Source organism: Pseudemcibacter aquimaris (assembly GCF_028869115.1).
GTDB classification, from domain to species: Bacteria; Pseudomonadota; Alphaproteobacteria; order Sphingomonadales; family Emcibacteraceae; genus Pseudemcibacter; species Pseudemcibacter aquimaris.
On record NZ_CP079800.1, the window covers coordinates 827,171 to 840,847 of the forward strand.

At 40.8% G+C, this 13,677-nt stretch carries 13 protein-coding genes; 10 read left to right on the top strand and 3 right to left on the bottom strand.

Annotation, left to right across the window (positions count from 1 at the left end; all coding sequences use genetic code 11):
- The first annotated feature begins 87 nt into the window (after positions 1-87).
- Complete coding sequence (locus KW060_RS03970; protein ID WP_249035077.1) at positions 88-1,653, top strand: cation:proton antiporter family protein; 1,566 nt, start codon at positions 88-90, stop codon at positions 1,651-1,653.
- A gap of 8 nt (positions 1,654-1,661) precedes the next feature.
- On the opposite strand, the gene KW060_RS03975 is transcribed toward KW060_RS03970, so the two are convergent.
- Complete coding sequence (locus KW060_RS03975) at positions 1,662-2,291, bottom strand: sulfotransferase (protein ID WP_249035078.1); 630 nt, start codon at positions 2,289-2,291, stop codon at positions 1,662-1,664.
- Between the two features lie 89 nt (positions 2,292-2,380).
- On the opposite strand from KW060_RS03975, the gene KW060_RS03980 reads away from it, so the two are divergent.
- Positions 2,381-3,691 carry an APC family permease gene (locus KW060_RS03980; protein ID WP_249035079.1) on the top strand — a complete coding sequence of 437 codons (1,311 nt, stop codon included), beginning with the start codon at positions 2,381-2,383 and terminating at the stop codon, positions 3,689-3,691.
- 9 nt (positions 3,692-3,700) lie between these two features.
- On the opposite strand, the gene KW060_RS03985 is transcribed toward KW060_RS03980, so the two are convergent.
- Entirely contained in the window at positions 3,701-4,924 is a 1,224-nt protein-coding gene (locus tag KW060_RS03985) for a serine hydrolase domain-containing protein (protein WP_249035080.1), read from the bottom strand.
- 62 nt (positions 4,925-4,986) lie between these two features.
- Complete coding sequence (locus KW060_RS03990; protein ID WP_249035081.1) at positions 4,987-7,461, bottom strand: ABC transporter permease; 2,475 nt, start codon at positions 7,459-7,461, stop codon at positions 4,987-4,989.
- 209 nt (positions 7,462-7,670) lie between these two features.
- Between KW060_RS03990 and rpiB the strand changes: the two genes are divergently transcribed.
- Genes rpiB through nusB form a run of 8 tightly spaced genes read left to right on the top strand, consistent with a single transcriptional unit; the run spans position 7,671 to position 13,652 of the window.
- Complete coding sequence (gene rpiB, locus KW060_RS03995; RefSeq protein WP_249035082.1) at positions 7,671-8,105, top strand: ribose 5-phosphate isomerase B; 435 nt, start codon at positions 7,671-7,673, stop codon at positions 8,103-8,105.
- Between the two features lie 29 nt (positions 8,106-8,134).
- Complete coding sequence (glyA, locus tag KW060_RS04000) at positions 8,135-9,412, top strand: serine hydroxymethyltransferase (RefSeq protein ID WP_274757317.1); 1,278 nt, start codon at positions 8,135-8,137, stop codon at positions 9,410-9,412.
- Between the two features lie 19 nt (positions 9,413-9,431).
- The gene (gene nrdR, locus KW060_RS04005) at positions 9,432-9,893 is read left to right on the top strand and encodes a transcriptional regulator NrdR (protein ID WP_249035083.1); all 462 of its coding nucleotides are present in this window, start codon (positions 9,432-9,434) and stop codon (positions 9,891-9,893) included.
- Positions 9,880-10,998 (top strand): bifunctional diaminohydroxyphosphoribosylaminopyrimidine deaminase/5-amino-6-(5-phosphoribosylamino)uracil reductase RibD, encoded by a 1,119-nt coding sequence (gene ribD, locus KW060_RS04010; protein ID WP_249035084.1) that lies wholly within the window; start codon positions 9,880-9,882, stop codon positions 10,996-10,998. Before nrdR ends, ribD begins: the two co-directional genes overlap by 14 nt.
- A gap of 8 nt (positions 10,999-11,006) precedes the next feature.
- Positions 11,007-11,609 carry a riboflavin synthase gene (locus KW060_RS04015; protein ID WP_249035085.1) on the top strand — a complete coding sequence of 201 codons (603 nt, stop codon included), beginning with the start codon at positions 11,007-11,009 and terminating at the stop codon, positions 11,607-11,609.
- A 14-nt stretch (positions 11,610-11,623) separates the two neighbouring features.
- Complete coding sequence (gene ribB, locus KW060_RS04020) at positions 11,624-12,763, top strand: 3,4-dihydroxy-2-butanone-4-phosphate synthase (RefSeq protein WP_249035086.1); 1,140 nt, start codon at positions 11,624-11,626, stop codon at positions 12,761-12,763.
- Positions 12,764-13,192, top strand: a complete 429-nt coding sequence (locus KW060_RS04025; protein WP_249035087.1) for a 6,7-dimethyl-8-ribityllumazine synthase — start codon at positions 12,764-12,766, stop codon at positions 13,190-13,192.
- Between the two features lies 1 nt (position 13,193).
- Positions 13,194-13,652: a transcription antitermination factor NusB gene (gene nusB / locus KW060_RS04030; RefSeq protein WP_249035088.1), complete on the top strand. Its 459-nt coding sequence runs from the start codon at positions 13,194-13,196 to the stop codon at positions 13,650-13,652.
- Positions 13,653-13,677 lie beyond the last annotated feature (25 nt).

Genomic DNA, 13,677 nt, shown 5'->3' on the forward strand with positions numbered 1-13,677 from the left:
GCGAAACTTCTTTACAGTTACTGTCATTGCTTGGCATTCTAATTTTTGAAAATTAATGAAATAATTTATTCAATTGGAAACGAATTGATGGATTACATATGGGTATTGGTGGCATTTGTTTTTGGCTTTGCCGCAAGGCAGATTAATCTACCGCCACTTGTCGGGTATTTGATTGCGGGGTTCGGTTTACATGCTTTGGGCGTTGAACCTGAAGAATCTTTGGAAACTTTGTCTGATCTTGGGGTTACGTTACTGTTATTCACAATCGGTCTTAAGCTCGACATAAAAAGTCTTCTTAAGACGGAAATATGGGGTTCAGCGACTGCCCATATGGGTATTGTAGTGTTTTTAACGACGATAAACAGCCTCTTTTTTGCTTACTTGGGATTAAGTTTTTTTGATGATTTAAATGTTTACGGTGCTCTTCTTATTGGGCTCGCTGTTAGTTTTAGCAGTACAGTTTGTGCCGTAAAAGTTTTGGAAGAGCGATCAGAATTGAGGGCGAGGCATGGTCAGGTGACTATCGGTATTCTGATTATTCAGGATATTGCCGCTGTTTTGTTTGTTACCTTTGCTTCAGCAAAAATTCCATCAATTTGGGCTTTGGGGTTAGTCGGACTTCCTTTATTAAGGCCATATATAATAAAACTGCTTGAAAAATGCGGGCATGGGGAACTTTTGCCTCTTGCCGGTTTCTTTTTGGCCTATTCAGGCGGTGAATTATTTGCACTTGTTGGCTTAAAAGAACAGCTTGGTGCCTTGGTTATCGCAGTTTTAATCAGTGGACATGTGAAATCCAATGAACTTGCAAAATCATTGATGAATTTTAAAGATATTTTCTTAATTGGTTTTTTCTTGTCGATAGGTTTTACGGCGCTTCCGACGCTGGATATGATTTTTGCTGCACTCATAATGTGTGTGTTCTTGCCAATTAAGGCTGGTCTATTCTTTGTTATCATGACGCAATTAAAGTTAAGAGGGCGGACGGCATTTCTATCGTCATTAAGCCTTGCAAATTATAGTGAATTTGGCTTGATCGTTGTTTCCGCAAGCGTTGGTTTTGGAATGCTCGCTAAAGAGTGGCTTGTTATATTAGCGCTTGTCGTAACGTTCTCTTTTATCTTTTCAAGTATTTTAAATTCGGCGGCCCACAGGCTTTATGCAATATGGCGTAGCAAAATAGTTACTTTTGAAAAACATGAATGCCTGCCTGAAGATGTGATTAACGTGCCGAAAAACGCTTCAATATTAATTATTGGTATGGGGCGTGTTGGTACGGGTGCATACGATACATTAATAGAAAAGTTACACGGAAATGTCTGCGGCATTGAAGTTATTCGTAAAAGAGCAGCAGATCATATTGATAGTGGGCGAAATGTTGTGAATGCGGATGCCGAGGACCCTGCCTTTTGGGAGCATGTTGATTTAAGCTGCGTTGAAATGATCATGTTCGCAATTCCAAATCATCTTGATATTCTTGAGATTGTAAAGCAATTAAGACATGTCAATTACTCAGGAAAAATGGCGGGCATTGCGAAATATGAAGATAATAAGCAAAAATTGCTTGATTGTGGAATTGATGTGGTTTTCAATTTTTATCAAAAGGCCGGCGCGGGTTTTGCAGATAAAGCGATTAAAACGTTACAACAGTAATGGTACTGCTAAGGTTTCCTGACAAATTCATCCGCTTTGTCGATATTATGACTAAACTCACCAATGTCACAATAATCAATGATTTTTTCCATACTATCACGTGTGTTCGTAACAAAGTCGTTATGGCTAATACTTAAATACGAAAGTTTGTGCGTAATCGTGTTGGCCAGAAAATGTTGATAGATTTTATAGGCCCCAGCACCACCAAAATTTGGGTGCCAGTCCCTTCTTAATCGGCTTTCTTCAATATCATCGAAAGGGCGGTGGATCAAAATGATTTTTGTATCAAAAATTTCGCAAATTTCCGGAAGGCAGAGAGTCGCAAGCGGCATTTTTAGTGCAAAAATTTTCCTCTCGGGATTGGGGAGCTCCGGCCATTTGGCCTTTAGGAGCGAATTTTTGAAATTTTCCAATTCAAGCTTAAAGCCAGACGTATAATTACCTTTATGCTGTATTGATGCTTCATCAACAAAATGAAGCACCATATCGCGAAAGGGGATAAGCTCGTATGAATTTTTTGTGCGTTCATCGCGGGTTTTGAAGTGTGGACCAAAGGTGGGTACACCTAGTTTATCTAATGCTCCGGCAACAGCGGTAGTACCGCTTCCCCAAGATCCTGCAACAAAAATTAATTCCATTGAATATCCTCTGTTTCTTGCCTTACTTACTAAAAAAAGGGTGCATTCACAAATATAATTTGTAAACTGTGCGCAAAAGGGAAAATAAAATGAGCGCGGAAAATAAAAAGCTATTGGGGTTTTGGGATTTAATGAGCATCTCACTTGGTCAGATTATTGGCACAGGTGTAGTGGTTCTAACCGGTATCAGTATAAGCATGACCGGTTATGGCGCGCCGTGGGCTTTTATTCTGGCTCTTTTGATAGTTGCAATGCCGACCATTTGTATTGCGGCCCTTGGATCAGCAGTTCCAAGTACAGGGGGGAATTATACATATGTTCGTGATATGCTTGGAGCAAGAACATCTTTTTTATATCTTTCTTTACTGATAGCCGGACAGGTGATCCTTGCTAGTTTCGCCATTGGATTTGCGGAATACGCCGAAGCTCTATTTCCTGATATTAATTTGACCATGACCGCGGCAATTATCATGGTGCTTTGTTATCTTGCTAACCTGATGGGGATTAAAACAGCCGCTCGTTTTCAAAGTATTATGGTGTTGGTGCTGGTTGGTTCCCTTGTTTTCTATATTTTATCTGGCTTTGCACACATAGAAGATTACAGTCATTATGGTGATATGAGTAAAGTACTTCCGAATGGCTTCGGCGGCTTTTTTGCTGCAGCATTTCTTTTACGCCTTAGCTTAATCGGATCAGAATTTGTATCTGAATTTGGTGGTGAAATGGAAAATCCTGGTAAATTGATCCCTCTTGTTATGGGTTTATCATTATTGCTTGTGGTCGTGCTGTATATTTGTATCGCTATTGTTGCGACGGGTGTTTTGCCGCTTGAGCAAGTGATCGGTGAAAATCTTGCTGCAACGGCGAAAGTGGTGTTCTCGCCAGCCGTTTATTATGCCTTTATTGGCGGTGGTATAATGGTGTCACTAGTTACGTCGCTTAACGCTATTTTCGCATGGTGTACGCGCGGTCTATATATGGCAACCGAAGATGGATGGCTTCCTTCAAAACTTGCGACAAAAAATAGGTTTGGAACGCCATATATTTATCTGACATTGTTTTTTATTGTCGGGATTACACCAATTCTAACTGGGCTTAGTCTTGAATATGTTGCAATACTTGGCAATGCTGTTGGCGCAATTTTTGGGTTATTCCCTGTTTTTGCACTTTATAACTTGGCTAGCAGGAAGCCAGAAGCCTATGCAAATGCACCGTTTAAATTGCCGCTTTGGGCAACGAAAGTATTTCCGCTCGCGTCTGTGGTGATTTACGGATACGGCATATATTCCTCTTGGGACTTCATCGGTAATACAGGTTGGCTGATGCTTGCGGGGTATGCGATTTTAATATGTGGATATATATATTTCAGAGCGCCGCATGTTCCAGCATGTCAGAAATGATGAAATCGTTTATTCACTATATGTATCTGATAAATATCGCCATAATGTCTTAAGGCAAGTCATCATCAGGTCGCTATCTTGTTTTGGGTAAGATCCGAAACCAACGGCCATAAGGTCTTTATCAATATCAAACCATGCAAATTGACCGTGAATGCCAAGCATAGTGAATTGCTTTTGTTCCGGTTCAACGATCCAGAATTGATCATGATATTGGCCGCTTGGAAATATATTATCTATTGTTTCGGCTTGGTATATATTTTTTGCTTTTTCATCGGGGGTAAATAATTGATCGATGAAATCCGGATTAATGATTTGTTCGCCATTTATGTTCTTCCCTTTTGAAATTATGGGGAAAGCTAATCTTGCAAAATCTCTTAGATGCAGATTAAATTGTCCTTCAATGATAGGAAAGCCCTGCGGGTCTGTATTCATGAAGCCATCATGTTCCGCACCAATTTTTGAATATAATTTCTCTTCAAGGATTAAACCCAAGTTTTTCTGGTAAATACTTTCAAGAACCATACCCAATACGTTTGAAAGACATGAATTATAAACAAAGGCTGCCCCCGGCGTGTGAATGCGGGTGTTTAAATTTTCTAGCATCCATGCTTTTGCACCAATAGCTTCTTCGCCTTCTAATGGCGGGTAATATCCTGCTGCTCTTGCATAATGCCAATAATGGGCATTTGGGTCTGTATAATCCTCGCTATATTCAATACCGGCTTGCATATCGAGTACATACTGGATAGTGACACTGTCCCATTCGGCACGATTATTGAACGGTTCGATATATTTGGATATCAAGTCATTTCTTTTTAATAATCCTTCGTCCATTGCAATGAAAATAAGCATCGCATTTATGGACTTTGTACATGAATGTAGAACATGCCTATCGTTTTCCGTCATTCCATTGCGGTAAGATTCATGAATAACCTGACCTTTATGCATCACGAGTAATGCATCATTATAAAGTCTGCGGTTTAAAAATTGTTCACCTGTGATCGTTTGATTTTTTCTTAGAGGGTCAATTAATTCGGCATTATTTATATTTAACTGATTGGTTGAATACGATAAGGGATAAGTAATTGTCCCGCGTTCAATGGCAATGGTTCTAAATAAATTATGCATTGATGTTTGCGAAATCGCCAAACTTTCCGGGTCATCCCAATTATGATTACCAATGTTAAATTCCTCATTGGCGATATGATTTGGTTTTTCAGTGATGACCTTCATTTTGTCTCCCGTTCTCTTTTTAAATAGAATAGAGGACTAAAATATTTTTGTCACTTTTATGTTTATTCGTAACGAAGGGCTTTAATCGGATTTGCACGCGCAACACGAAATGCATGAATGCCAACCGTTAACCATGCAATGATAAGGGTAATCATTCCTGCAACAGCGAAAAGATAGAAATGCCCGGATAATTCAATTCTATATTCAAAAGTGGTAAGCCAGTCGTTCATGAAATACCAGCCAATTGGCCATGCGATTATGTTCGCCAGTAATACAGGTTTTGAAAAACGCCATATCATCATTTTGACTATATCCTTGACCTTTGCACCCATAACCTTGCGGATACCGATTTCTTTGGTGCGTTGTTCTGCTTCAAAGCATGCAAGGCCGTAAAGTCCAAGGCAGGCAACAAAGATTGCGAAACTTGAAAAGAATGCGAATGTCATCATGCGTTCTTCATCTGCCTGATAATGAAAATTATATTGGTCATCAAGATAAAAGCCGGATGGTTTGTTATTGGACTGTGAAATTTCTGCCCATTTTTCATGTAAGCTTTCTGCTAAGTTAGCACGGTATGCTCTGTCGTATTGAAGGCTTACGGCCCACAGGTTTTCGATGCCTAATTGAAAAATCATTGGTCTGATAGGGGAATGTAGTGAAGCAAAGTTTGTATCTTTTACCACACCGACAATAGTTGATAGCGTTCTGTCGTCGCTATTTATTTCTGTTACAACCATTGTGTTGCCAATGGCATCTTCTGCACTATCAAAACCCATATATTCAAGGGCGTTTTGGTTAATAATCACACCTCTTTTATATCCATTTTCCTCGTTATCAATGGGTGTTACCAAGTCAGATTGAAAATTTGGTGAAAATAATCTTCCTGCTAAAAGTTCTGCATTATAAAAAGATAAAAAGTTATAATCGCCAGTAAGTCGGTCGATGAAATAAACATCGCTTGTTTCCCGTCCCAACAATTGAATTCTGCCTGCATTGTCACCAGATAGTGGCAAGTTGCGATCGGCAACCGTAATATCGGTGATTTGTGGCATTTTCATAAATTCGGACCTGATGGTGTCTAGTGCTGCTTCGGAATCCTCTTCCAAATTGCTAAAGAGCATATATTTATCGTCTTTTTCAAATCCGAGAACTTTGTTTTGGGCGAGATCCACTTGAAAATACATCACTGCCGTCATCAAAATAAGACCGATTGCGATAGCAAATTGCATAGTGACCATTGATGCCCGAAGTAGGCCAGAATTTGAATTTTCTTCTTTTTTACCTTTTAATATTTCTGCGGGTCTAAAGGATGAAAGATAAAGCGATGGATAAGCACCAGCGCCGAAGCCTACAAATACTATTAATGCACAAATAAGAAACAACATAAATGGGTCATTGATGATGTTAAGCGAAAGCACTTTTTCAATCACATCACTAAATATCGGCAAGGCAAGCTCTACCAATATAAAGGCGATCAGGCTTGCAATAATTGTAATGAGGATGGCTTCCATTAAAAACTGGCTTGCTACCTGTTTTTTACTTGCACCGCATACTTTTCGGACGGCTACTTCTTTTGCGCGTGTGAAAGAACGTGATGTGGATAAATTCATGAAATTTATACAGGCAATAGCAAGAACAAGTAGCGCGATTGAGGAAAAATTATAAACCACATTGATATCACCTGTTGGTTTGAACTGCATTTGCGCTTGTGAATGAAGGTGGATGTCTTCAAGGGGCATAAGTTTAATGTCAATAACATCTGACGCGGTAATGGTGCCCATATTCAATTTGCTGATATCAAGTTGGGTGTCGAGGAAATTTGGAAATTTGTTTTCAACTTGGGTTGCTTGTTCTGCGGTATTTAATTTCAAATATTGGTAGACATTATGGGAAACCCAACTTTCCGCGATATAGGGTTCATTGATAAATTGTGCGGTATCAAACCATGTGATCATCTCGAAATCGAGGTGGGTATTTTCAGGAAGATTCTTAAACATGGCAACGATTTTATAGCTTTTACCGCCCCCTAAAATCATTGTTTCGCCAATTGGGTTTTTGTCAGGGAAATATTTGGCTGCTTTTTCTTCGTTGATGATGATGGATGCATTATCCTGAAATACTTGTGATGGATCGCCAGCAATAATGGGCAGGTCGAAGACATCAAAAAAATCATAATCTACGAATGCAACTGTCTCTCTAGAGACGCTTTCACCAAACCTGAAATCATAACCACGGCGATATACACGTGTAATTGCCTCTAATTCTGATGAGAAATAAGTTTGTAGGCTCTCATACCATTTTCCAGGTGTTCCTGCATAGTTTTCCGCTTTTTGACCTGGTAGGGTAATTGTTGATTCAAGTCTAAATATATTTTCAGACTCAGGTATCCATTTATCGTAACTTAATTCATCAATAACGAATAATGAAATTAACATCACGGCGGCCAAGCCTATGGCCAATCCACCAATATTTATTAAAGAATAAAGTTTGTTGTTCAGTATATTTTGAACTGCCGTTTTAAAATAATTTTTAAACATCGCCTGATCGTCCCTTTTTGCCCGACTATATTAGATAACATAAGTTGAAGAGTGAAAATGACATTTGCGATAAGGGGGTAAATTCCTGCGATAAGTAGGGCGAAATAATACTTAAAATTTAGAACCTTTTCTGTTTCATAAAAAAGTCACATATGTTATGAAGCCATGAATCAATTATATGCTTCAAATTAACTTGGAGAGTAAGCTCTATGACGAATGAAGTTATTGCCATCGCCAGCGACCACGGCGGTTTCGATTATAAGGAAATCCTTAAATCAGAACTTGAAAATATGGGGTACGAGGTTGCCGACCTGGGCTGTCATGACAATTCGTCTGTTGATTATCCTGATTATGCCAATAAACTTGCGGATGCATTGAAAGATGGCACCGCGGACCGTGGTGTTTTAATTTGTGGTACGGGGATTGGTATTAGTATTGCTGCAAATCGCCATAAACATATTAGGGCAGCGCTCGTTCATGATGCGCTAACGGCAAGATTAACGCGTGAACATAACAATGCGAATGTTCTTGTGCTAGGGGGACGAACAACTGGTATTGAAACAGCGAAAGACTGTTTGAATGTATTTTTTAATACGGAATTTGAAGGCGATCGCCATCAACGCCGTATTGATAAAATGTCTTAATCTATTTTTTAATTTTAAAGGTTTTACCAATGTCATCAAATTTGGAAACATTTTTTAACGCACCCTTAAGCGAAACAGATGCTGCACTTCTGGAATCAATTGATCTGGAAATGGGCCGCCAACAAGAACATATTGAATTGATTGCTTCTGAAAATATCGTAAGCCGCGCTGTGCTTGAAGCGCAGGGATCAATTATGACCAACAAATATGCGGAAGGTTATCCTGGTCGTCGCTATTATGGTGGTTGTGAATATGTTGATATTGCAGAAAGCCTTGCTATTGAACGTGCAAAAAAACTGTTTAATTGTGAATTTGCAAATGTTCAGCCGCATTCTGGCGCACAGGCAAATGGTGCGGTTATGCTTGCATTAACAAAACCGGGTGACACTATTCTTGGTATGTCACTTGATGCTGGTGGTCACTTAACACATGGTGCGCCGCCTGCGCAGTCCGGTAAATGGTTTAATGCTGTTCAATATGGTGTTCGCAAAGATGACCATCTTATGGATTTTGATCAAATCGAAAGCCTTGCTAACGAACATAAACCACGTGTGATTATTGCAGGTGGTTCTGCATACCCACGTGAAATTGATTTTGGCCGTATGCGTGAAATCGCGGATAGCGTTGGTGCTTATCTTCTTGTTGATATGGCTCACTTTGCTGGTCTTGTTGCTGGTGGTGAACACCCAAGCCCGCTTGAGCAGGCCCATGTTGTGACAACAACAACACATAAAACATTACGTGGCCCACGTGGTGGCATGATCCTGACAAATGATCTGGATCTTGGTAAGAAATTCAATAGCGCTGTATTCCCGGGTCTTCAAGGCGGTCCATTGATGCATGTGATCGCTGCAAAAGCTGTTGCCTTTGGTGAAGCATTAAAACCTGAATTTAAAGAGTATGCAAAACAGGTTAAGGCAAATGCCCGCGCCCTTGCAAACAGACTAAAAGAGGGTGGTTGTGACATCGTTTCTAATGGAACAGATACGCATTTGGCACTTGTTGACCTGCGTCCAAAAGGTCTTACTGGTCGTGATGCTGATAATTCACTTGGTCGTGCGAATATTACATGTAACAAAAACGGTGTTCCGTTTGACCCTGAAAAACCAATGGTAACTTCTGGTATTCGCGTTGGTACGCCAGCAGGCACAACACGCGGATTTAAAGAAGCGGAATTTGAATTGGTTGGTGATTTTATTCTTGAAATCCTTGACGGCCTTCAGCAAAACCTTGAAGATAATAGTCAAGTGGAAGCAAGCGTGCGTGAAAAAGTTAAAGAACTTTGTGCACGTTTCCCGATTTACTAGTCAATAAAAGGACAGAAAAATGCGGTGCCCATTTTGCGCGAACGAAGATACTCAAGTAAAGGACAGTCGTCCGACAGAGGATAATTCTGCGATCAGGCGCCGCCGTTCCTGTAACGGTTGCGGGGCGCGCTTCACAACATTTGAACGCGTCCAGCTTCGTGAATTAACGGTGCTTAAAACTTCGGGTAAAAAGGTACCGTTTGAACGTGATAAGTTAGAACGTTCGGTAACAATGGCAATCCGTAAACGCCCTGTTGAAGAAGAACAAGTTGAACGCATGATCAGCGGGATTGTACGCCAACTTGAAAGCATGGGGGAAAGCGAAATTCCATCCGAAACCATCGGTAAGCTGATTATGGAAGGGTTGGAGCAACTGGATAAGGTTGCGTATGTTCGGTTCGCTTCAGTTTATAAAAACTTCCGTGAAGCCAGCGATTTCGAAGATTTTGTCAGCGAGTTAGCTGATCATGAAAAACAGTAACCCCGATTTTAATCAACAAGATCATTATTTCATGGGCTTGGCCCTGAACCTCGCCCGCCGTGGAATAGGACGCGTTGCGCCAAACCCATCTGTCGGGTGTGTTTTGGTTCGCAGTGGGCATATTATTGGCCGTGGATGGACGGCAGATGGCGGACGCCCACATGCAGAAACTATTGCAATTAAAAATGCTGGCGATGCAAGCGGTGCGACTGCTTATGTAACCTTAGAACCTTGTGCGCATTATGGTGAGACACCACCGTGCGCAGAAGCGATGGTAAAAGCCGGCGTGGCAAAGGTTGTCATTGCTACAGGTGATCCTGATGAACGGGTTGCTGGTAAGGGAATTGATATTCTTAAAAAGGCAGGTGTTGATGTTTCAACTGGATTGATGAAGGAGGAAGCTGACCAAATTAATCAGGGTTTCTTTAAGAAAGTTACCGTTCAACAGCCACTTGTCACGGTTAAACTGGCAACATCAAGTGACGGGAAAATTGCCAAAGTTGAAGGGGAACAATATTGGGTGACAGGGCAAGAGGCGAGGGCGCGTGGACATCTGTACCGTGTAAGCCATGATGCCATAATGGTTGGTATCAACACTGTTCTAGCGGATGACCCATCACTTGATTGTAGGTTATCTGGATTAAATGGCCACTCACCAATTAGAATTATATTGGACAGTGAACTTAAGTTGCCTGTGGTTAGCAAATTATCGCAATCAGCGCAGGATATTCCAGTTTGGGTTATGACGGTGTCAAATGATCAAGAAAAGATATCTACTTTGGAAGAGCTGGGCGTAAAAATCTTTCAAATACAGAAAAATGATCAAAACCAACCTGATATTTCAGAAGTGCTAAGAGTGCTTGCGCAAAATGGAATTACCAGATTACTTTCTGAAGGGGGCGCTAAAGTAAATGCTTCTTTGGTGAAAAATGGCTTAGTTGACCGAATAATATGGTTTAAATCTGCAGAATCTATTGGCGAAAATGGTGTAAATGCATTATACGATATTCCAATAGATGAAATTGATCAGTATTTAGATCTATCGCTCATTGAAAATGGTGTTGCCGGGGCCGATCACTGGCAGGAATTTATGGTTAAACGTTAGGTAAAAAAATGTTTACAGGAATTATTACAGATATCGGTGAAATCACAGAAATCACAAAAAGCGGTGATACCCGCATGGTGATTAAAACATCATTTGATACTTCAACGATTGAATTTGGTGCATCCATCGCTTGTTCTGGCGTCTGCCTTACTGTTGTTGGTAAGGGGGATGATTGGTTCAGTGTTGATGTGTCTGCGGAAACGCTATCATGTACGTCACTTGGTGATTGGGCTGTTGGATCAAAGGTTAATCTTGAACGCGCTTTAAAAGTGGGTGAAGAACTTGGCGGTCATATTGTAACCGGGCATGTTGATGCAGTGGGTAATGTTAAATCGATTGAGCCGGAAGGTGACAGTAAGAAAATTATTTTCACATTACCGCCTTCACTGAAAGCTTATATCGCTGCAAAAGGGTCGGTTACTATTAATGGTGCTTCCCTTACCGTGAACTCAGTTATTGATAATGACACTGATACAGAATTTTCGATAAATATTATTCCACATACACAAGAAAAAACGACCTTTAGCAGTGTTGCAGTTGGGGATAAGGTCAATATTGAAATTGATATTCTGGCAAGATATGTCGCCAGAATGAGAGACGTTGCAAATTAAGTTTAGAGAATATAATGCCACATAGATTTTTATCCCCTATTGAAGATGTTTTAGAAGATGCAAAAAATGGTCGTATGTTCATCCTTGTTGATGATGAAGACCGTGAAAACGAAGGGGATTTAATCATCCCGTCACAAATGGCAACGCCGGATGCTATTAACTTTATGGCGACCCATGGACGTGGCTTGATTTGTTTGACATTAACTGCTGAACGAGCCGAAGAATTGGGCCTTCAGATGATGTCGCAAAACAATAGAACGCGTCATCATACGGCCTTCACAACATCTATTGAGGCCTCGGAAGGGGTAACAACCGGCATTTCAGCTGCGGACCGTGCCCACACAATTGCAGTGGCAATTGACCCAACAAAAAACAAAGATGATATCGTAACGCCGGGGCATGTATTCCCAATTGTGGCAAAGCGCGGCGGCGTTCTTGTCCGTGCGGGCCATACCGAAGCAGCGGTCGATGTTGCGCGTCTTGCAGGTCTTATCCCATCTGGCGTAATTTGTGAGATTATGAATGATGACGGAACAATGGCTCGTCTTCCTGACCTTGTGGAATTTGCCAAGAAACACCAATTGAAAGTAGCGACTATTGCTGATCTGATCGCGTACCGCAGACGTCATGATAATCTTGTTGAATGCATTGATGAAACAAGTGTTGATTCCGAATTTGGCGGTGAATTTAAAATGCGTGCTTATCTTTCAAAGGAAGATGGAATTCAACATTTTGCCCTTGTTAAAGGTAATCCTACGACTGCCGATAAAGTATTAGTCCGCATGCATTCTTTTAATATTTTTGAAGATTTGCTTGGACAAAAAGGTGCAAAAACCGGTCAGTTTAACCGCGCGATGGAAGAGCTAGGTAAAGAAGAATGTGGTGTGCTTGTTTTCCTTCGTGAAAATAGAAAAACATATATCACCGATGAAATTGCCAAGAAAGATCAGAAGAAATCGAAAAAATCACCGAATATTAAAAACTATGGTATTGGTGCGCAAATTTTGCTCGATCTTGGGGTTAAAGAATTCACTTTACTTTCTGATAGTGAACATAACGTAGTCGGTATTGAAGGATATGGTCTTAATATTGTTGCGCATCAGGCATTTGATGCTGACCTTGATCTTCAGATTGTAAATAAGAAGGACCAGTAAATGAAACTACTGATTGTTGAAGCAAGATTTTACGAAGATATTGCAGATGAACTTGTAAAAGGTGCAGTGCAGGCAATTGAAAATGCCGGCGCAGAATATGACCGTCTTTCCGTTCCGGGTGCTTTGGAAATTCCAGCAGCGATCAGATTTGCTGCTGATGGTAATGATGGTTATGACGGTTTTATCGCCCTTGGATGTGTTATCCGCGGTGAAACAACCCATTATGATTATGTATGTGGTGAAAGTGCGCGTGGCTTAATGGAATTAACCATTAAAGACAGGCTTGCAATCGGTAATGGCATTTTGACTGTCGAAGATCGTGACCAAGCATGGGCCAGATGTTCTGTCGATGATAAGAACAAGGGCGGTGCGGTTGCAGAAGCGGCCATTCGTATGATTGAACTTAAGAAACAATACGGGGTTTCTTAAAATGGCAGAGAATAGAAAAGCAAAAGGCGGCGCAAGAAGTTCTGCACGTCTTGCTGCCTTACAAGCATTATACCAAATTGAAGCAAGTGGTAGTCCGGCAAGAATTGTGGCCAAGGAATTTGTCGATCACCGAATTGACGAGGTTATTGACGATACGCCATTGGAAAAAGCAGACGTTAAATTTTTTACAGATTTGGTCATTGGTGTTCATGAGCGTCTTGATGAAATTGATGAACAAATAAAATCGAACCTTAGCGATGATTGGTCAATGGAACGTATTGAATCCGTTGCTAGAGCAGCGCTGCGCGCGGGTGTATATGAAATTATCGCACGTGTTGATGTGCCGACCAAGGTGATCATTAACGAATATATTGATGCGACAAAGGCATTTTTTGATGACGGCACACCAGCATTTGTAAATGGTGTTCTTGATAAAGTAGCACGGGATAATCGCGGTTAGGGTAAAGGTGATAAGCTGACCACAT